15 protein-coding genes are annotated in these 20866 nt (G+C 67.4%); 5 read left to right on the forward strand and 10 right to left on the reverse strand.

The genetic code is table 11. From position 1 onward, the window contains the following. Positions 1–83: 83 nt before the first annotated feature. From DESTE_RS12590 to ehuB, 4 genes are all read right to left on the reverse strand, one after another. A complete protein-coding gene (locus DESTE_RS12590; protein ID WP_245590841.1) occupies positions 84–617 on the reverse strand; it encodes a hypothetical protein in 534 nt (177 codons plus the stop codon). Then, positions 614–1186, reverse strand: a complete 573-nt coding sequence (locus tag DESTE_RS12595; RefSeq protein WP_035068009.1) for a cytochrome c3 family protein — start codon at positions 1184–1186, stop codon at positions 614–616. The genes DESTE_RS12590 and DESTE_RS12595 overlap by 4 nt, the downstream gene beginning before the upstream one ends. Before the next feature lie 600 nt (positions 1187–1786). Beyond that, complete coding sequence (locus tag DESTE_RS12600) at positions 1787–5311, reverse strand: PAS domain S-box protein (RefSeq protein ID WP_035068010.1); 3525 nt, start codon at positions 5309–5311, stop codon at positions 1787–1789. Positions 5312–5405: 94 nt separating this feature from the next. After that, positions 5406–6320 (reverse strand): ectoine/hydroxyectoine ABC transporter substrate-binding protein EhuB, encoded by a 915-nt coding sequence (gene ehuB / locus DESTE_RS12605; RefSeq protein WP_035068011.1) that lies wholly within the window; start codon positions 6318–6320, stop codon positions 5406–5408. A gap of 289 nt (positions 6321–6609) precedes the next feature. On the opposite strand from ehuB, the gene DESTE_RS12610 reads away from it, so the two are divergent. Beyond that, complete coding sequence (locus tag DESTE_RS12610; protein WP_051384454.1) at positions 6610–7377, forward strand: tetratricopeptide repeat protein; 768 nt, start codon at positions 6610–6612, stop codon at positions 7375–7377. A 95-nt stretch (positions 7378–7472) separates the two neighbouring features. Here the strand turns inward: DESTE_RS12610 and DESTE_RS12615 are convergent, their stop codons facing one another. The 6 genes from DESTE_RS12615 to DESTE_RS12640 form a co-directional block, all read right to left on the reverse strand. Next, on the reverse strand, positions 7473–8372 hold the full coding sequence (locus tag DESTE_RS12615; RefSeq protein ID WP_035068012.1) for an NYN domain-containing protein: 900 nt from the start codon (positions 8370–8372) through the stop codon (positions 7473–7475). 155 nt (positions 8373–8527) lie between these two features. Next, positions 8528–9820, reverse strand: a complete 1293-nt coding sequence (locus tag DESTE_RS12620; RefSeq protein ID WP_035068013.1) for an NAD(P)/FAD-dependent oxidoreductase — start codon at positions 9818–9820, stop codon at positions 8528–8530. A gap of 216 nt (positions 9821–10036) precedes the next feature. Beyond that, positions 10037–12838, reverse strand: coding sequence for a glycosyltransferase (locus DESTE_RS12625; protein WP_245590842.1), 2802 nt, complete (start codon positions 12836–12838; stop codon positions 10037–10039). Between the two features lie 249 nt (positions 12839–13087). Further along, positions 13088–14113, reverse strand: a complete 1026-nt coding sequence (locus DESTE_RS12630) for a glycosyltransferase family 2 protein (RefSeq protein ID WP_035068014.1) — start codon at positions 14111–14113, stop codon at positions 13088–13090. Between the two features lie 459 nt (positions 14114–14572). Further along, positions 14573–15517, reverse strand: coding sequence for a PP-loop family protein (locus DESTE_RS12635; protein ID WP_035068015.1), 945 nt, complete (start codon positions 15515–15517; stop codon positions 14573–14575). A 389-nt stretch (positions 15518–15906) separates the two neighbouring features. Next, positions 15907–16158, reverse strand: a complete 252-nt coding sequence (locus tag DESTE_RS12640) for a ubiquitin family protein (protein WP_051384455.1) — start codon at positions 16156–16158, stop codon at positions 15907–15909. Between the two features lie 400 nt (positions 16159–16558). On the opposite strand from DESTE_RS12640, the gene DESTE_RS12645 reads away from it, so the two are divergent. From DESTE_RS12645 to DESTE_RS12660, 4 genes are all read left to right on the forward strand, one after another. Beyond that, the gene (locus DESTE_RS12645) at positions 16559–16927 is read left to right on the forward strand and encodes a response regulator (RefSeq protein WP_035068016.1); all 369 of its coding nucleotides are present in this window, start codon (positions 16559–16561) and stop codon (positions 16925–16927) included. Positions 16928–17326: 399 nt separating this feature from the next. Further along, positions 17327–19153: a sensor histidine kinase gene (locus DESTE_RS12650; RefSeq protein ID WP_035068017.1), complete on the forward strand. Its 1827-nt coding sequence runs from the start codon at positions 17327–17329 to the stop codon at positions 19151–19153. Then, positions 19150–19605, forward strand: coding sequence for a response regulator (locus DESTE_RS12655; RefSeq protein ID WP_156925360.1), 456 nt, complete (start codon positions 19150–19152; stop codon positions 19603–19605). Before DESTE_RS12650 ends, DESTE_RS12655 begins: the two co-directional genes overlap by 4 nt. Positions 19606–19887: 282 nt before the next feature. After that, positions 19888–20562: a site-2 protease family protein gene (locus tag DESTE_RS12660; RefSeq protein WP_035068018.1), complete on the forward strand. Its 675-nt coding sequence runs from the start codon at positions 19888–19890 to the stop codon at positions 20560–20562. The last annotated feature ends 304 nt before the right edge of the window (positions 20563–20866 follow it).

The following is a 20866-nucleotide window of genomic DNA, read 5'->3' on the forward strand; positions in this document are numbered from 1 at the left end:
GAGTATACGCTTGTGGTATTCGACCTGGGGGCAGGCGACGTTTGACGAAGCCAGCGGGCAAAAGGACGCGTTGCGGGCATGCCCTAGTCCAGCGTGGTCTTTGTGGTGGCTTGCCGGTTGACGTAGGCGTCGCCGTGCATGGGATTCTGATGGTTGGGATGGCACGTGGAACAGTTGCCGCGCGTGCCGAATTTGGCCTCCATGCGGTCCATGCTGGGGGCATGGCAGCGGGCGCATATTTCCACGCCGGGCGAGCGGTTGAAGGCGATGGCCCCCTTGCCGTCGGGCTGGCCGTGGCAGGTCTGGCAACGCACCAGGGTGATGCCGTGTTTGCCCTCGTACCAGTCCTGGGCCACGCGGGGCGTGGATTTTACGTGGCAGCCGTAGCAGTCGCCCATCTTTTCGGGCGCATCCAGGTGCCTGGCCGCCTCGCAGCGCACGCCGGGAAAGGCCAGGCGCACGTACAGAAAGAACGCGGCCACCAGCAGGGCCGCGCCCGCCAGCACCACGAACACGCGGTTGCGCAGCAGCGGGTGGGCCAGGAAGGAGGTGGGCCGTGAGGCCGGAGTGGTTCCCGTGGGGTCGGGCTTCATACCTGGCGTCATACCGGGTTTCATGGGCGTGCCTCCTTGAGCTTGGCGGCGAATTTGGCGTTGGCGGCAAGGCGCTGGTCGAAGCGCGGCAGGTGCGCCATGTTGCGGTGGCAGCCCGCGCAGCCGCTGCGGGATATGCCGTTCTTGCCCTCGTAGTTTTCGTGGGCCAGGCGTCCGGTTTCGGACACCGCTCCGTCGTTCTTGGCGTTGCGGGTCAGGTCCTGGTGGCAGGCGCGGCAGTTGGCGTCATCCACGAAGCGGCGCGCCATGGGCTGCATGGCGGCGCGGTCCATGTCCTCGCCTTCGCCGCCGTAGTGGGCCCAGATGTCCTTCACCCCCAGGTACGTCTTGGCGGCGACCATGCGCACAAGGCCCGTACCGGGGATGTGACATTGCGAGCACCCGATGGGTGCGCCCTTGGCGTCCTTGGCGTGGGGCGAGGCGTCCAGTTCCGTCTGGTAGACCTTCATTTCGTGACAGGACATGCAGAACGCGGTGGTGGACGTGGCCTTCACGCCATAGGCACTCGCGCCGAGGGCAACCACGGCCAGGCCCACGGCCATGATCCGGAAACTTCGGGAACGGGGTGGCATGCGCATGCCTCCGGCTGAGGGTTGGGGGATTGCGGACCCCATTGTGAAAGAATGCACAGCAAGAGGCGGGCCAGCGTGCAAGTGGTCGCTAACATGCCGTAACCACGCGAGTTCACGCTGAAGGTGTGCGCGGCGCAGTCATGTTTTCATGAATTGCTGTCAGCTATTTCTGAAAATTCGTGTTTTTCGTACAGGCGAGGGGGCAGAGGAAGGGCCCGTGCACGGGGGCGGGGCGCAGGGGCAGAAGGCGGAGGGAACTGGCCGACCGCACGAGGCGTGGCCGAGGGGACCGTTGTGGGAGGGTGCGCGATGGGGGGCCATTGCGCCGCAACGCGTCAGGTCACGTCGACCGCGTCAAGTCATGCCAGCGTACATGGACCACATGGACCACATGGACCACATGGATCGCACAGGTCGCACAGGTTGCACAGGTCGCACAGGTTGCACAGGTCGCACAGGTCGCACAGGTTGCACGGACGGCCGGGAATGGCGCGAATGGCGCAATGGCACGGACGGCGGGGAGGGCAAGGGTCACAGGGGGCACATGGGGGCGACAATGAACCGTGCGGCCCCCAGCCCAACGGGAAGGCGAGGGGGGGGCTATTTCGAGGAACCGTGCCGCGCCTGCATGGCACGCAGGATGGCCTGGCGCAGCACGCTCATTTCCACGGGTTTCGACACGTAGTCGTCCATGCCCGCATCCAGGAAGGATTCGCGGTCGCCCACCATGGCGTGGGCGGTCATGGCCACAACGGGGATGGCCGCGCGGGCGGCGAAGGCCGGGTCGGTGCGGATGGCGCGGGTGGCCGTCAGCCCGTCCATGACCGGCATCTGCACGTCCATGACCACGCAGTCGAACGTGGCCTGGTGCAGGGCGTCCAGCGCCTGCTGGCCGTCGGTGGCCAGGGTCACGGCCATGCCCGACTTTTCCAGCATGCGTCGCACGGCAAGCTGGTTCACGGCGTCGTCCTCCACCAGCAGCACGTGCAGCACGCTCTGGTCTTCGGGGCGGGTGTCGTCGGCGGGGTCCGCGTGCTGCGCTGCCGCTGCGCTTCTGGCCGTGGCGTGGCCCTTGCCGGGTTGCGCGGCACGCCTCGGCAGGGCGGAAACATCGGCATGTCGGGAGGGCATGGCCATTGCGTTGCCGCCGTTCCCGGCGGGACTGGCGGTTCCGTCCGCTGCATCCGAGCCGCTCGGGCCGGGGCCATCCTGTCCGCGTACAGGCGCCTGGAGCGCGTCGGAGGCATCCCACAGGGCGCCGAAGGGCAGCGAGATGAAGATGGTGGTGCCCGCCCCCGGCGTGCTTTCCAGCGAAAGCTCGCCGCCCATCAGGGCCACCAGCCGCCGCACGATGGACAGGCCCAGGCCCGCGCCGCCGTGCCGCCGCACGTGCGAGCCGTCCAGTTGGCTGAAAGGTTCGAAGATGCGTTCCAGATGCGATTCCGGAATGCCGATGCCGGTGTCGCGCACCTCCAGCAACAGGTGCAGATGGTCGGGCCGGGCTGCGGGAGTGTCGCCAGCCGTGCCCCCGGCCACACCTTCTGCCGGGTTCCCGGTCGGGCGCGGAGCCGAGGGCAGGCCCAGCGGGGTCAGTTCCACGGTTACCGAGCCGGTATCGGTGAACTTGATGGCGTTGCCCACCAGGTTGAAGGCGATCTGGCGCAGCCGGGCCTCGTCGCCCATCAGCCGCGGGGGCAGGCGCGGGTCCAGCCGGATGTCCAGTTCCAGTTCCTTTTCGCGCGCGGGCAGCAGGAAGATGTCGCGGATGGACGCGGCCACCCCGTCCAGCGCGAAGGGCGCGGCGCGCAGGGCCAGCCTGCCCGCCTCCACCCGCGAAAGGTCCAGCACGTCGGACAGCAGCTGGGTGAGCCGCCGGGCCGAGGTGATGGCGCTGGTCAGGTAGTCCTGCTGTTCCTCGTCCAGGGTGGTGGTCTGCAGCAGTTGCAGCATGCCCAGGGCACCGTTGAGCGGGGTGCGGATCTCGTGGCTCATGTTGGCCAGGAATTCGGATTTGGCCAGGTTGGCGGCCTCTGCCGCGCCCTTTTCGCGCAGCAGGGCGGCCTCCGCCTCCTTGCGGGCGGTGACGTCCACGGCCATGCGGATCACCGCGCGGCGGCCATCGGGCAGCGAACCGAGCGGGGCGGAACTGAAGTCCCACACCCTGGCCGATCCGTCGGCGCAGATGACCGGGTGTTCGCCGTCGGCCCTGCGTGCGCCCAGGGCGTACAGTGTGTCGGTATCGCTGGCGGGGTGTCCGGCGCCGCCTTCTGCGGATGCGCCCGCCCTTTCGCCCTGTTGTCCGCCCGGTTGTCCGCCCTGTTGTCCGCCCTGTTGTCCGTCCTGTTGTCCGCCCGGTCGTTCGCCCAGTCGTCTGCCCTGTCCGTCGGCAGGGAGCGCACCGGCGGTGGCATCGGGAACTGCGCCGGGCAGCGCCGCGCCGGGCCCGTCTGGTCGTGCGCCCTGATACGCATCGGGCCCATGCACCGGCTCGCCGTGCATGGCCAGTTCTTCCCAGCGGGTCAGGGTGGGCACGTCGCCGGGGGTGTAGCCGGAAAGTTCGCACCAACTGCGGTTCAGGGCCAGCACGGTGCCGTCCTCGTCGTGGATCATCACCGGCACGGGCGCTTCCTCGATGGCCGCGCGGAACTGCCGTTCGCTGGCCAGCAACTGGCGGCGTGCCGCGTATTGGGCACTGACGTCGGTGAACACCAGCACCGCCCCGGTGATCTCCCCGGCGTCGTCGTGGATGGGGGCGGCGCTGTCCGCGATCTGGTATTCCGCGCCGTCGCGGGCCAGCAGCAGGGTGTCGTTGGTCAGTTCCACGACCTTGCCGGTGCTGACCGCCTGCGCCACCGGATCGGCCACGGGTTCGCGCGTGCGGCCCGCGACGATGACGAACACCTCGCCGATGTGCCGCCCCCGGGCGGAGCCGAAGGGCCAGCCGGTCAGCCGTTCGGCCACCGGATTCATCAGGGTGATGCGCCCGGCCCGGTCGGTGGCCATCACGGCGTCGCCGATGGAGCGCAGGGTGACGGCCAGGTTTTCGCGGCTGGCGCGCAGGGCTTCTTCTGCCTGGCGGCGGGCGGTGATGTCGGAATGGGTGCCCACGAAGCGCAGGGGCGTGCCGTCTTCGGCAAGGGACATCACCTTGCCCCGGGCCAGCATCCAGATGTACGAGCCGTCCTTGCGCCGCATGCGGTATTCCGCCTGGTAGGTGTCGGTGGCGCCGGAAAGGTGCATGTCGATGGCGGCCTGCGTCCGCTGTCTGTCGTCCGGGTGGATGCGGCCCTCCCATTCGCGGGGCGAGGTGCCGATTTCATGTTCCTCGTAGCCCAGCAGTTCCTTCCAGCGGGGGGACAGGAACAGTTCACCGGTGGGGATGTTCCAGTCCCACACGCCGTCGCCGGGGCCTTCCAGGGCGAACTGCCAGCGCTCTTCGCTGTCCACCAGGGCCATTTCGGCGGTGCGGCGGCGGTCGGCGGCAATCTTGAACAGCAGGGTGAGCCCGCACAGAAAGAACATCCACAACACGAAGACCACGCGGGTCAGGCGGCTCTGGCGTTCGGCGCCGTCCACGAAGCGGGAGAACACGCTGCGCTCCAGCGCATCGCCCAGCCGGTCCAGTTCGGTGAAGGCGCGGCGCTGTTCCAGCACCAGCAGGGGGTGCTCCCCCAGCGGGGCGGAGAGCCGGGCGTTGGTGGAGCGGTTCAGGGCGCTGATGCCGTCGGCGTAGATGCGCAACTGGGCCACCAGTATTTCCGGTGCGTCATCCTGAAAGGACAGGATGTCCCGGATGCCTGCAATGCCGGGAACGGCACTGCCCCCGGGGGCCAGCAGTTCTTCCACGGCATCGTACAGCCTGCCCGCCCCCTGTTCGAAATAGGCGCCGTGGATGCCGGGCGGGATGTCGACGTCGCCCGCCAGCTGGCGTTCTGCGGCCAGTTGGCCCTTCAGCAGGTCGGCCCTGGCGATGCGCAGCGCCTTCACCACCGGCAGGAAGCCGCGCAGGCTTGCGTGCCAGCTGTGATTCACCCACAGCAGCAGGATGCCCGAGCACACCAGCGCCAGGATGCCACCGGCGAGGGCGATGTTGCGGCTCTGCGAGATGGCGGTGCGTCGGGTCATGCGGCGGGTCCTGTGGGTGTGACGGCTGTGATGGGCGCGCGCGTGGGCGTACGGGGGGCGTGGCGCAGCGGGAACGGCGCAGGGCTGCGCCGGGTCACGGGCCGAGCCCGTCCCCGGTTTGTCCGGTTTGCCTGGCTTGCCCGTCCGGCGTTTCGGGGACGGACCAGGGCGGAAGGGTGGACGTGTCGAAGCCGAAGGGCCGCACCAGTGCAAGGTGCTCCGGTGTGCCGATGAAGGCGCGCAACTGTTCGTTCACCCTGTCCGCAAGGGGGGCGTCCTCCCTGCGAAAGGCAAAGGCGCACAATCCGGCCACGGATTTGCCGTCGATGATCGGTTGGGTGAAGGGCCGTGCGGCCTCCAGTTCGTCGGGGTGCTGGCGGGCCAGTACGGTCACCGTGGGGCCGGAAAGAGCCAGACCGTCCACGCGGCCCTTGCGCACGGCAGTCACGCCCGCGTGCGCGTCGGTCACGGTGAACAGCCGTTCGGCGGGCATGCCCAGCAGCAGCAACTGGCGGTGTTCCACCGCGCCGTCCAGCACGGCCAGGGATACTTCGCTGCGTTCGGCCAGCGATGCATAGTCGTGCAGGCCGCGCGGGTTGCCGCGCCGCACCAGCAGCCCCTGCCCCACGGAACTTGTGGGCAGCGAAAAGGCCACGCGGGCGGCCCGTTCGGGCGTGACGAACATGCCCGCCGCGATCATGTCGATGTGCCCGGCCAGCAGGTCGGGGATCAGGGCATTGAAATCGCCGAGCACCCAGCGCACCCGCGTGATGCCCGCGCGGGCCAGCGCGGCGCGGGCCACTTCCGGGGCCTCGCCGGTCACGGTGCCTTCCGGGGTACGGTAGGCGTACGGGGGTTCCAGGGCGTAGCCCACCCGGATGGTGCCCCCACGCCATGCCGTATCGTCCGGGTCGGGCAGTTCCAGCAGCGCGTAAAGCAGTGTTGTCACCGCGCAAGCCAGGGCGATGACGCCGAGCAACGAGGGGGCGGGGCGGGGAAGTCTGGGCATGGGCTGCGTGTCCTGTGGTGCGGCGCGCGGGTGCGCCGACCAGAGCCGGTATTGCCGTCGCTGTGCCATATGCCAGCGTAGCGGAACATTATTCTTTGCCGCAGGATGGCCCGGCGTCAATTGGGGGCTGCCGCACCCTTGCCGGTGCTTTCCCATGGGGCAGGTAGGGTTAGCCCGCCATGTGCGGCACGGAAGCCCGCAATGGTCTGCAACGGCCTTGACACGGCGGGTAAGGAAATGAAGTATGCGACAATCCACTGCCCGGGGAGGGCAGGACACCGGACGCGCCATGGCGCGCAGCAGGGGAGCACCCGTGCACGACGAACAATATCCGATCATACTTGGCGTCTACTCGTTGCAGCAGGACGCCGTGGTTGGCATAGGCGGCACCGCGTCGCAGCAGCGCCAGGTCACCTATTGGTATGCGCGCAAACTGGATGCAGCCACCTGCGAAGTACAGCCTCTCAACGTGCATCATGTACCGTCGGGTATTCGCAAGCCGATGGAAGAGCTTGATTTTCTTCGCAACTACATGCCGGAGCCACTGTACTACAAGAATCATACGGTGCCCGCGCTGACGTCACTGCACCGCAAACTTGTGGAAGGTGAGGCCTGCCTGGCGGAACTGCGTCTGGACGATGCGGAAAAAGCGTTCATCAAGGCATTGATGATCGACGACCTGAACGTGCCCGCCAACTTCGGCCTGGGCGAGGTGTACGCGGAAAAGAAGGACGCGACCCGGCTGCGCAAGGTGTTGAATCTGCTCATGGGCAGTGATGAGGCGTTCCTGATGGAGCACAGGGTGCGCTTCAACAGGTTCGGCATCAGCCTGCGCAAGAACGGGCACTTCGACGATTCGCTGCGTTTCTACCACAAGGCGCTGGAGTGCCACGAAGACGAACACCTGCATTTCAACATTGCGCGAGTCCACTTCGACAAGGGTGACACCGGCGCCTGCGTGCAGCACCTGACCAGGGCCCTGGCCATGCGCCCCGATTTTACCGAGGCGCAGCGCTTTCTGACCTTTTGCGGCGGCCAGACCTGCCCCGGCATGTAGCCGGGCAGGAGCGCTGGCCCGCGCGATGATGCAGCAGGACGACGAAGGCCGCCGCGTGATGTGGCGGCCTTCGTGCGTTGTGGGGGAGGGGGGCGTCAGCCTCCGTTCCTGTTCCGGATGTATTGCGTGATGCCGCCGCGAGGGGTGGCCCTTTCCGCCAGTTCGAAAAAGCCGGAAAGGGCGCGGACGAGACCCCCGAATTTGGCGTAGCCGTACATGCGGGAATCGAACTGCGGCTGCATCTGCAGGATGTTGCTGGCCACGCTGCTGAGCATCGCCCATCCATTGTCGTCCGATGTGGCTTCAACGGCCAGTTCGATGAGCCCGACGGGTACGGGTTTCTGTTTCTGTGTGCCCTTGCCCGGCTGCGGGATCCTGGCGGGAGCGGTTGCGGCTTTTTGCTGTGCTTTGGCGGGCAGTGGGGGTGCCTGCCTGGCCGCAACCTTGGGGGATATTTTTGCGGCGGCGGGTGCCGCTGCGGCAGGTACCGTGGGGCGCAACGCCCCTGGCCGGAGCAGTTCGGTATAGATGAACCGGGTGCATGCCCTGACGAAGGCTTCCGGGGTCTTCTGTTCGCCGAATCCGTAGACCACCAGTCCTTCCTCGCGCAGGCGGGCGGCCAGCCGGGTGAAGTCGCTGTCGCTGGACACCAGGCAGAAACCGTCGAAGCGCCCGGTGTGCATCAGGTCCATGGCGTCGATGATCAGGGCGCAGTCTGTGGAGTTCTTGCCGTTGGTGTACTGGAACTGCTGGATGGGCAGCAGGGAATGGGCGTGCAGCATGTCCTTCCAGCCGGAAAGCGTCGGCCTTGTCCAGTCGCCGTATATCCGGCGTACGCAGGCCACCCCGAACCGGGAAATTTCGGCCAGCAGGGCCGGGGTGATGGCAGGCTGGGCGTTGTCCGCGTCGATGAGGACCGCAAGTTTCCGCTGGGCATCGTCAACGGGGGACGGGGCGGCGCAGGCAACTCGCTCTTGTGCGGTGGTTGGCGGCATGAATGCCTCGCATCTTGAGGGGTAACATGTATGCATCCACCTATCACGGAATGGGGGGGGCAGGAACAGGGTGCGATTGCGCGCGTCAGAAGAGGGGGCAAACCGGGCCGGATCATACCAGGGCTGGCCTTGCGCTGTCGATGCGTTGGGCCGGGTCAGACGGTGGCGTCCCACGGACATTCGCCGGGTTGGGTGCCGTCCTGCGGCAGGTGGCGCTGCATGAACCGGGTGTCGATGGCCCGCTTGAGCAGGAAGGCCGCCCGGCCACCGAAGCACAGTGCGCCGCCCCACAGCGGGCGGTGCAATACCCCCGTGCCCGCGCCGGTATCCAGCACCAGCAGATGGCTGGGCCGGGGGATGTACGGGGAAGGAAGCGGCAGACCTGCTGACCGGGGCACGTGCGCCGGGCCCCGCGCGTGTTGGTCCAGCCGGGCCGCCAGATTGGCGGCCAACACCGGTCCCTGGCGCACGGCGTGCACCCCTACGCGGGGCAACGGGGCCGGGGTGAAATGAATGCAGTCGCCCCCGCCGAACAGATCCGGGTGGGCGATGGACTGAAGGTGCGCATTCACCGCAAGCCCGCCGTCTGGACTTACAGGCAGATTGGATGCGGCGAACAGTGGCGACGGGGTCACGCCGGTGGCCAGCAGCACCATCTGCGCAGGCAGGCTGCGGCCATCGTCCAGCTGCACACCGTCTGTCGTGGCTTCCACGGCCCGCGCACCCTCCATGATGCGTACCCCGCGCGCGGCGGCCAATGCGCGGCACAGGGTGCGTGCCCGTTCCGGCAGGCCGGGCAGCAGCCCGCGCCCGGCCACCAGGGTGACCGAATCGCCGTCGGGAACGGCGGGAGCGGCGTTGCCCCTCGCCCGGGCAATACACACCGCCGCGTTGCAGGCCACCTCCAGCGCGGCAGGCCCGCCGCCTGCCACCACCACATGCACCGGGCCATGCGCGGTCAGACGCAGCAACGTCTGTCGGGCGCGGTACAGGTTCTCGATGGGTTTCACGGGCAGCACGGGTGGCGTCGGCAGGGACAGGGGCGCGGCGTCGTGGTCGCCACTGGCACCGTTGATATCAGCCTTGCCCGGCCCGCCGGCATCCCCCGGCAGGGTCTGGGCCACCAGCGACCCCACGTTGCACGAGCACACGTCATACTCCAGCCGCAGGCCGGAGGCGAAGTGCACGGCGTGACCTGGTGCATCAATACGCACCGCCGCGTCGGTGACAAAGGTGCCCTCCGCCGTTTCCACCATGCGCTGCACCGGCAGGGCCATGGCCTGCGGGGGATACGTGCCGCCCAGCACGCCGGGGCCCATGCCGGAATAGTAGTGGCAGGGGCCGGGCCCGGCCACCGTCACCGCATGGCCGCGCGCGACAAGTGCCGGAATGGCGCGGATGGTGTCGAGGTGGGCGTGTCCCGCGCCAAGCAGCAGCAGGCGGGCCATGGTGTCTCCTTGAATGGCGTGGGAAATGGCTGTCCCACCGTAGCAGCGGACGCCGGGCGCGGCAACGCGACGGTCGATGCGGCAAGGCCGTTCCGCATGCGTTGTCCTTTCTCCTTTCCCGGTGCCCCGGCAACGCGACCGCCCCGCACTCCATGCGGAATGCGGGGCGGCGTGCGGGATGGGACGGGGTGCGGAGGCTACGGAAACGTTGTCTGGCTATGCGGCGTTGCGGTCGCGGTACATGGCCCACTGCTGCAGAAAGGCCGCCTCGAAGGACCGGCTTTCGGCGTAGGCGCGGGCATCGGTGCGCATGGTGTTCAGCCTGGCCGGGTCGGCGGCCATGTCCAGCATGGCCTGGGCCATGGCCGTGGCGTCGCCTTCCGGCACGATGGCCCCGGTGCGTCCGGGTAGCAGGTTTTCCTGCGGCCCGCCCTTGTCGGTGACCACCACCGGCAGGCCGGAGGCCTGCGCCTCCAGCACCACGTTGCCGAAGGTGTCGGTGCCGGAGGGAAACACGAAGATGTCCGACGAGGCGTAGGCGTTGGCCAGGTCGTCGCCGGTAAGGTACCCGGTGAAGGTCACCGGCAGGCCGCGCAGGGTTTCTTCCAGTTCCGCGCGGGCCGGGCCGTCGCCCACCAGCACCAGCCGCAGGTGCGGGGCGCGGGCGGCCACCAGCCGGTAGGCGTCGGCCAGCACGTGCAGGTTCTTTTCTCGCGACAGACGCCCCACGTACAGAAAGCGCACCGGCTGGGCCGCGTCGTGCGCCGTCGTTCGGCCCGGACCTGCGGCGCGGGCCGCTTCGCTGTTCAGGAAGGTGCGCGGCAGGGTCACGGTGTTGCCGTCGTACCGGTTGAAGAACCCGTTGCGGCGGGCCGGGGTGAAGGTTTCGGTATCGATGCCGCGCGGGTAGAAGGCGATGCGTTCGCGCGCGATGCCCCGTTCCGCCAGTTCGTCCCCGGTGGCGTGCGAGGGCACGTACACCCGGTCCATCTGGTTGTAGTACCAGATCATGTAGCGCCACATGGCTTCTTCCAGCCCGGCGTCCTCGGTCAGCATCATCACGTATTGCGGGAAGGCGGTGTGGTAGGTGGCGTGGATGGGCAGGCGCAGGATGCGCGCCGCCGCCAGCGCCACCAGCCCCACCGGGCCGGGGGTGGCCGAGTGCAGGTGGGTGAAGCCCTGGCGGTAGCAGTGGTCCAGCATCTTCAGCACCGGCGGGTAGTACAGGGCAAGGCCGGGGTACTCAGGCATGGCGAACGAGCCGATGGGCGAAAAGGTGAACACGTCGGAGCGGTCGGCCAGTTCCGGGTCGGCCACGCCTTCCGGGGCGCAGGTGATGACCTGCAACCGCTTGTCGTTGCGGCGGGCGATGTCCAGTTGCATCTGCAGGGTGCGGGCCACGCCATTGACGTCGTAGAAGGTGTCGGTGAAGTGGCCGACGTTCAGGCGGCCCGTGGCGTGCCATTCGTCCGGGTCCGTGACATTGGAAGCATGGGGAGCATGGGCGGCATGGAGGCGGTCGCCGGGCATGGTGGCAGCCTGCCCCGGCGTGCCCAGCGCCGCTTCTGCCTCGTGCGGCAGGAAGTGGTCGCGGCAGGCGCGGGCAAAGGCCCGGTCCTTGGTGAACAGGGTGTACCCCACGAAGTACGGGGCCAGGATGGCGTAGAGCGACCCGGCGGAGCCCACCACGTTGAACACGCTGAACAGGTCCGCGCCCATGGCGTTGTCCAGCAGGGTGTCGGCGAAGGTACGCAGCACCTTTTCCGAGGCCTGGTCGGCAAAGCGCATCCAGGCCTGTTCGGTGCGTTCGCCGGTGATGTCGGCGGCGGGGCTGTCCAGCAGCCCGCGCAATTCCGGGTCGCGGCGGATGATCTCTGCCGCTTCGGTTTGCAGGTGGTCCTGCACGGTGCGCGAGGTGGACGCCGAAAAGGACAGCCGGGGGCGGCGATACCCGATGAGGCCGTGCAGCCTGGTCAGCAGGCCGCCTTCCGGTTCCGGCGCGCCGGTCAGCACCCTGTCGGCAAAGCGCAGCACCGTGTCGCGGTTGACGTGGCGGGCCAGGCCGAAGCGCTGCTTATAGAACTGGTAGGCGATGGAATACAGGTTGTGGGCCATGGTCACCGGGGTGGCGGCGCTGCCGTGCGGCGTGCCCCGCCCTTCCATCACCCCGCGCAGCGCGTCGCGCACGCGGCCATGCCCCACGCCGGAAACCCCTTCGATGATGGTGTGGCTGCGGGCGATGTTCAGCGAGGAATGGTCGTCAGACCCGGCCATGAGGTGCTTTACCCACGCCCGTTCCATGCGCGGGGTCATGTCCTGCCGGTCGGCCATGGCGTCCATGTCCGCCGGGGTCAGCCCCTGCACGATGGCCCGCAGGATGCCGTTCTGAAAGTCGTCGCGCGAACCGTTCAGCTCGAACACCCGAAAGAGCAGCAGCAGCCGTTCCATGTGGTCCAGGGTCAGCCGCTCGTTCAGCGAGTACATGGCGTGGGCGCAGGCATGGGGAATGCCCGACACGGTCAGGTAGTCCACGAGATCGTAAATGTTTTCGCGCAGGCGGGTGATGTCGGCGTGGTGGGCCTCGGTCAGGTCCCAGGCTAGCACGTGGATCTTGCAGCGGTCTTCGGGGAAATAGGCGGTGATTTCCTCGCTGACGAAGGTGTGGTCGAGGTGGGCTATTTCAAGGCTGCCCGCCAGGGTGTTGTGGTCGGTGATGGTGACAAGGTCCATGCCCCGGCGGCGGGCGATGTCGTACAGCGCTTTCGGGTCGGTGTAGCTTTCCGCGCAGCCCAGCTTTTGCAGTATCCACTGCGAGGGGCGGGTGGAATGGCGCGAGTGCACGTGCAGGTCGATGGAAAGCGGAGGGGACTGGGACGGGGCAGCTGATGTGGACGGCGACGGGGACGGCGATGTGCCCGATGATGTGTTGATGGCTGCGGATTCCTGCGTCTGGCCGGAACGGGTAGCGGATTGGCGTGCGGCGGTACGGGACGCGGAACGGGGTGCGCCAGTGGCCATGAAGTGCGACCTCCTGCGGGTTCCGGGGCCGCGCGGGCGGTGCGAGCGCATTGGCGCGGCGGCGGGTTGGGCGATTCTGGAAAGAGTCTACAGATCGCCTGTCGGTGATGCAGGAGGAATGCGCCCCGGCGGTGGCGCATGTGTGTCGGTGTGGTGAATCTTGCGGACGGTTGGGTGACGTTGCGGCGGCGGGGGTTGGAAGGAGGTGGGCGAGATCAAGACAGGGGGATGCTGTGGGGGGCGCTCGCCTCACGCAGCCAGAATGTAGTCCCGGCCTTGCACGTAACCCGCGCCGTCAAGGAAGGCGGTCAGTTCTTCCGCCGCGCCGTGTCCGGCAAGGTACGCCACCAGAAAGCCTTGGCCGGGCGCGGGCATGGCCTCGCGCCCCAGCACGGGCAGGCCGTCCACCCGGTTGCCGATCTTGCGCGGGTCGATGTCGATCCACGCGCGCACCGTAATACCCTGCTCCATCAACTGGCGCGCCCGGCGGCGGCTGGTGCGACCCGCGCCCACCACCCATACCTCGGGGTGGTGCGGGTTGTGCCGGGCCAGCCAGCGGGCCAGGTACAGCCCCTTCAGGGTGTAGAAGCCGTCTTCCGCGTAGTTGGGGTGGGTGCGCGAAAGGCGGTCCGGCGGGTCGTTCCAGGTCAGCAGGGTGTGCGGCAGCTTGGCCATGGCCACGCCCGCGTCCATCCAGCGCAGCCACAGTTCGTAGTCTTCCGGAAAGGGGCCGTCGAGGTACGCGCCGTGCAGGCCGGGAAGTTCCGCGCGGAACATCACGGAAGGATGCGCGAAGGGCGATTCGCGAAAGCGCGCCAGCGCGATGTCCGTGGGGTCCAGCAGGGTGTTCACCCAGTCCACGTGCCGGGCGTAGCCGCCGCAGCGTTCGCGGTCGCCGCCGAAGTCCACCCGGCAGCCCACCAGTCCGATGTGCGGGTGCGCGTCCAGATAGGCGCATTGCAGGGCCAGGCGTTGCGGGTGGCAGGTGTCGTCGGCGTCCATGCGGGCGATGTAGCGGCCACGGGCAAGGGCAAGGCCGTGATTCAGCGCGGCCACGATGCCGCCGTGGGGGATGCGCGCCGGGCGGATGCGGGCATCCAGCGCGGCAAAGGCGGCGAGCAGGTCGGGGGTGGCGTCGGTGGAGCCGTCGTCCACTGCCACCACCTCGAAGTCCGCGCCGGTTTGCGCCAGCAGGCTTTTAAGCGTGGCGGGCAGGGTGGCGGCGGCGTTCCAGACGGGCAGCACGACGCTGACGGCGGGGCAGGGCTGGGGCATGGCGGCGCGGGTTGGGGGTGGAGGGGGAGTGCGGGAAGGCTATTGTTTGCGCGGACACGCTGCTCGCGGAATCCGCGCGTTGCGGTCGTCATCCGTAAGGCTCTCAAGCTCGCCTAACGGCTGTCGCCTTTTGCCGCCGTGCGGCGTTGAATCAAGTTTTTTGATGCTCACGTACATGAGTACAGCGCTGCTTTCGCCATCCGTAAGACTCGCGCGTTGCGCTCGCCTAACGGCTGCCGATTTCCGCTCAAAAAACGTGATTCGCCTTGCACGGCGGGCAAAACTTGTAATTCCTTGCATCTTGCCCGCACCAGCCCCCGCGACGGAAAGACCGTCGCGGGAATAAGGAAGAAAGGCAATCGGCACGTGGGGGCGTTTGTGTCGCTGATGCGGATTCAGTCCGAGAGGCATTGAAAAACGGGGAAGGAGACAGGTACTCCTCCCCCGTTTCTGCCTCTACTATTCCACCCCTTCCGCGCCGTCTGCCCCATCCGCCCCGACGGGCTTGTCGCGCAGGGCATCGCGGATGCGGCATACCCCGCACACCTCGTTGGAGGTGGGGTAGCCGCATTGGGTGCAGCCGCTCAGGTCCACGCCGTCCTCGTTGTCGGCACGGGCGAACACGGGGCGGCCCCGTTCCAGAAAGCCCTGGTAGAAGTCCAGCTTGCGTCCGGGCATTTCTTCCTCAAGGTCGGTCCACAGCTTCTTGTAGAAGGTGAAGCTGGCCCCGCCGGAATACGGGCAGGGCGCGTAGTGGTGTTCGATGCCCATGAGGAAGGCGTAGTTGGCCGTCTCGAATTCCGAAAGCCGCCACAAGGGCTTCACCTTGCGGGCAAAGCCGCCGTCGGCGGCAAGGTCCGGGCCCTGGTCGCTCAGGTAGGCCACGTCCCAGCGCAGGGTGTTGCTGAACAGCCGGGCGATTTCGTCATCCAGGTTGTGGCCGGTGGCCAGCACGGTGAAGTTTTCGTCCAGCGCGGTCTTGTTGAAGAAATAGCGCTTGATCTTGCCGCAGGCCGAACATATCGGGCGATTCAGCCGGGCCTTCACGTCGGGAATGGCCAGCCCCTCGGCCCCCATTTCCTTCACGATCAGGTTCAGGCCGTGCTTTTCGCAGAAGCGTTCCACCACGCCGCGTGCGACGGGCGAGGAACCGGGAATGGCCAGGTCGATGTGCAGGCCTGTGACGTCGTAGCCCTGCCGCGAAAGTTCCAGCATCAGGCTCAGCGAATCCTTGCCGCCGGAAAGCGCGACCAGGATGCGGTCGTCATGGGTGAACAGTTTGCGTTCCTTGATGCCGCGCTCCACCTGCCGGGTGAAGAACAGCAGGAAGCATTCGGCGCAGAATCCGGTATGATGGCTGGGCAGGGCGACGACGGCCGTCTCCTTGCAGCGTTTGCATTTCATGGCGTGTGATCCTTTCGGGGTTGCGGTGCGTGCGGTGCCCATGGTGAAGGGCGCCGGCCACAAGCCTGGGGAGTAAAGACGGTTCCAGTCTGTCGGAAGTGAAGGCGCGCCGCGTGCGGAAGGGCTGTTCCCAAATCAGGATTTTCGTTCGTTGGCGAGTCTTCGAGCTTTACGGATGAGGACCGCAACGCGCTCTTACCGTATTCGACCGAGCCTTAGCCGTTAGGTGAGCTTGCGAACCTTACGGATAAGGACAGCAACGCTATGGCAGGCGACGTTTGACCTCGTTGCGCACGATGTCCGTAGGGCTCGCAAGCTCGCCCAACGGCCACGCTTCGCGCCCTTCGGGTCGGAAGCCAACGGGCGAAAGGACGATTTGGGGACAGTCCTTACCCGCTGGAAGTGACTATACGGATCAACAGCTCATCATCCGGCAGCACTTCGCGGTCGGGGGTCAGCAGGCCGCCGTCGCGGGCCACGATGGCCGTGGTGGGGCGGATGCCCAGCTTGCGCAGCACCTGCAGCACGGTCTTCTCGCGCGGCATGGTCAGCAGCTGTTCCTTGGGTTGCAGGCGCACCGTGATGGTGCGCGGGGCGAACGTGCGGCGTTCGCGGGGGGTGGTTTCCGGGGTGTGTTCCATGGTCCCGTCTCTTGGTGAGGGTTCGTGGGAGGGCGCGACCGCAACGTTTTCCACGGCGGCGCCCGGGCCGCGTACCGGAAGCGCACCATACCCGTTTGCCCCCCGATGGCAAGGCGCGGCATTCAGGCCGCCGCTGGCGCCCGACGGCAGGCCGGGCGGTGGGACGTCGTCGCCATTCCTTGCACGGGCGTGAAGATGCCATGCCGTCCGGGCGGGTTGCTTGTCTTCACCGCGTGCCTGTACTATTCTTGGCAAAGGTCCGGGGACAGCCAGACATCCGCGTGCCCGCGAGGGCACACCACCCGAGCTCCCTGCGCCCCTGTGTTCGTTGCGGTACGGCGCGGCGCCCCGCAGCCCTCGCCCTCATCCCCCCAGCGTCCCGAGCCTTCGGAGGTGAACCATGTCGGCCAAGAAGATTCTTGTCGTGGACGATGAAAAGCACATCCGCATGCTGTACCAGGAAGAACTGGAGAGCGAAGGCTACACCGTGGCCGTGTCCGACGGGCGAGAACCCATCCTCGATGTGGTGGCCCGCGAAAAGCCCCTGGTGGTGGTGCTGGACATCAAGCTGGGGCCGGACCTTTCGGGGCTGGACCTGTTGCAGGAAATCCGCCGGGGCGAACCCACCCTGCCGGTCATTCTGTCCACGGCCTACGATTCCTTCCAGCACGACCTGAAGTCGGTGGTGGCGGACTACTACGTGGTCAAGTCCGTGGATCTCACGGAACTGAAGGCCAAGGTGGCGCTGGCTGTCGAAAAACGCGCCTAGCGCTTTTATCCCCTCCTTCCGTCCTCATCTTCTCCGCACCGGCTGGTGGCGGCGCTCCCGCCCCGCATTCCTCGCGCAGATGGCATGCCCCTTGCTTTTACCCTGTGGGGCGGGTTTTGGCTTGCGCGATATTGCGCGATAGTCACGCCGTGCAGCCGTCACGCGGATTGCGTGCCGCGTGCGCCTGCCCGCGCTGCCCGGCGCGGCCCGCCCCGTTTTAAAAGCCCGCGCGCCGACGCCAGTCTGCCCGTGCGTGCCCGTGCGTGCCCGTGCGTAAAGGCCCAATGGCCTCAACGCGCCGCCTGCGCGATTACGTGTTGCGCTGCCGGGGCTGCCCGGCCCGGCGGCGTCGCGCCTGTTCCCTGCCCGCACCGCCCGGTGCCAACCACAGAGGTGCCCATGCCGGATTCCCTGTTCCCCGTCGGCCGTCGCGTCGCGCTGAACCGGCTCATCTACATGGGCATCCTTGTGGCGTCGGTACTGCCGCTGGTGCTTATCCTCGGGGTCATGAACCTGCACCTCGGGGTGTCGTTCCGCGAAATGGTCTTTGGCCAGGCGCGCGAAATAGCCGACCGGCACAGCCAGAAGATCGACGACTTCCTGCACGAACGCCTTGCCAGCGTGCAGATGCTGGTGGAGGCGCAAGGCGCGGGCCTGCTGGACCCGGCCAACCTGAACCGCAAGCTGGAAGCCATGCGCAACGCCTACCGCGGCGTGTACGTGGACCTGGGCATGGTGGACGATGCGGGCATCCAGCGGGTGTACGCCGGTCCGCACCGTCTGGAAGGCACCGACTATTCGCACGAGAACTGGTTCCTGCAGGCCAGCGCGCGCGACGTGTTCATCAGCGACGTGTTCATGGGGGTGCGCAAGTCGCCGCACTTCATCGTGGCCGTCAAGCTGATGGTGGACGGCAGGGCATGGATACTGCGCTCCACCATCGACTTCGCCAGCTTCGTCTCGCTGGTGGAGGACATCCGCGTGGGGGCCACGGGCCAGGCCTGCATCATCAACCGGGGCGGGGCGTTCCAGACTTCCGGGGGACGCCATTCGGCGGGCGACGGTGCGCAACTGGCGGAATTCGCCCGTCGGGTGTTCGGCGGCGGCATAGCGGGCATGGATCAGGACCGTGCCTTCGAGGAAGGCGACATGGTCTACGCCATGTCGCGCCTGAAGGGCGGGGACTGGGTGCTGGTGTTCCAGCAGTCCTCGCGCGAGGCGTTGCAGGGCCTGCACGCCGCCCAGCGCACCCTGTTCCTGGTGCTGGGGCTGGCCTCCATCGCGGTGCTGGTGCTGGGCATGTTCCTGGCCCAGCGCATCATTGAACGCATCGACGGGCTGGAGCGCGAAATGGCCGCCCTCAACGCCCAGGTGGTGGAGGCGGGCAAACTGTCGGCCCTGGGCGAGATGGCGGCGGGCATCGCCCACGAGATCAACAACCCCGTGGCCATCATGATGGAAGAGGCGGGCTGGATAGAAGACGTGCTGGGCGAATTGCAGGAGCAGGACGCCGTGCGCGAGATAGGCGACAGCGCCCGCCAGATCCGCACCCAGGGGGTGCGCTGCCGCGACATCACCCACAAGCTGCTCAGCTTCGCCCGCCGCTCCGACCGCGAGGTGCACGCGGTGGACATCAACGCCATGGTCACCGAGATGGTGGAGCTTTCCGGCCAGAAGGCGCGCACCGTCAGCGTGCATGTGGTGGTGGCCCTGTCCGAGGGGCTGCCGCCGGTTGCCGCCTCGCCCTCCGAGTTGCAGCAGGTGTTCCTGAACCTGTTCAACAACGCCTTCGACGCCATGGAAGGTTCCGGCGGCACCCTGAAGGTGGCCACCCTGATGAGCGACAACGGCATGGTGGCCGTGAACGTGGCCGATACCGGCCCCGGCATGCCGGAGGCCATCCTGCAACGCATTTACGATCCGTTCTTCACCACCAAGCCGGTGGGCAAGGGCACGGGCCTTGGCCTGTCCATATGCTACGGCATCATCAACAAGATGGGCGGCGAGATAAAGGTGAGCAGCATCGTGGGGGTGGGCACCACCTTTCAGGTGCTGCTGCCGCCGTTCGACCCGGCGGTGCATGCGGCGCAGGTCGCCCAGGGCGTGGGGTTGCTGGCTGGCGGCGGGCGTCTGGCTGCGGCCTGCCCGACGCCGGTTCCGTCCGGCGCAAAGCCCGCACCCCCCGGCGCCACGCCCCCCGACGGGGGAGGCAAGGATACGGCATGAGCGAGATCCATTCCAACACTGCGCCGCCGGGGACGCCGCCCTGCGCGGAATCCGGCCCCGGGCCCAGAGACGCAAGGGCACCCGTCCGGCTGCTGCTGGTGGACGACGAGGCGGGCTTCATCCGGGTGATGCAGAAGCGTCTTTCCCGGCGCGGCTACGTGGTGGACACGGCGGGCAGCGGGGCAGAGGCCCTGCGCGCCCTGCGCAACGCCATCTACGATGCGGCGGTGTTCGACCTGAAGATGGACGACATGGACGGCTTCGAACTGCTGCGGGTGGTGCGGCGCATGGCCCCGGAAATGGCCGTGATCATGCTGACCGGCCACGGCGGCGCGGAAGAGGCCCGCGAGGGCATGCGCCTGGGCGCGGCGGGATACCTGCTGAAACCCTGCGAGATGGAGGAACTGGTCTGCGCCATAGAACGGGCCCTGGGGCGCGGCGCGCCGGGGTAGTTTCGCGCGGTCGGGCCGCCGGGCATGCACCCGGGAACCGTCTTATCCGTTCAGTACGTTGCATCACTCCCGGGCCACTTCGAGGCCGTGGCCCGCGACGGCTTCAGCGGCCTCGGTCGTGTTCGGTGGGTTTCGCGGGCACGATTGTCCGAACGGGCCGAACGGGCCGAACGGGCTCGACTGGCGCAACTGGCGCAACTGCTCAACTGCTCAACTGGCGCAAGCCCCGCGCAGCCCCATCCCCCTTGCCCTGCCCCCGCCTTCGTGGTAGCCGCAGGGGTCATGTTCGATACCGATCTTGCCGTCAATATCAAGCGACTGGCCGTCGCCTTCGTGCCCATGCTGCTCGGCATGGTCTGCCACGAGGTGGCGCACGGCTGGGCCGCCTGGAAGCGCGGCGACCCCACTGCCAAGATGCTGGGGCGGCTGACCCTGAACCCGCTGCCGCATCTGGACGTGATGGGCTCGCTGCTGTTCGTGTTCACCGCCCTGACCAGTCCGTTCATTCTCGGCTGGGCCAAGCCCGTGCCGGTCAACACCCGGCATTTCCGGTCGCCCCGGCGCGACATGGCGCTGGTCTCGTTTGCCGGTCCGCTGGCCAACATCGTGGTGGCCGTGGGCTTTGCCGTGGCCTACCGTCTGCTTACCCTCGCCATGCCCATCTCGCAGTGGGAAGGCAACGGCGTGTACGAATTCTTCCTGAACATGTGCGCCGTGGGCGTATGGGTGAACTTCACCCTGGCATGGTTCAACCTGACCCCCATCCCGCCGCTGGACGGCAGCAACATCCTGGCCGGGTTCCTGCCGCGCAAGCTGGCATGGCACTACTACAGGCTGGAGCGCTACGGGCTGATCCTGGTGGTCATCCTGCTGGCCACCGGGATGCTGTTCAAGGTGGTCTGGCCGCTGGTGCAGATGTCCGTGGATATTGTCTCGGCCATCGTGGGCATCGGGTAGGGGCTGTTTCCAAATAGTCCTTTCGCCCGTTGGCTGTGTCAAACTTCGCCCGCCATAGCGTTGCTGTCCTTATCCGTAAGGTTCGCAAGCTCACCTAACGGCTAAGGCTCGGTCAAATACGACAAGAGCGCGTTGCGGTCCTCATCCGTAAGGCTCGAAGACTCACCAACGGCTGAGGCATGCTCCCTCATGACAGGCTCGTTTTCCTTGCCAACGAACGAAAATCCTAATTTGGAAATAGCCCCAGGTTCGCCCTAAGGCCCGCCAGCCTGCCCCGCGCCGGTGCGGTTTGCGTCGCCCGGCG

Source organism: Nitratidesulfovibrio termitidis HI1 (assembly GCF_000504305.1).
Lineage (GTDB): Bacteria > Desulfobacterota > Desulfovibrionia > Desulfovibrionales > Desulfovibrionaceae > Cupidesulfovibrio > Cupidesulfovibrio termitidis.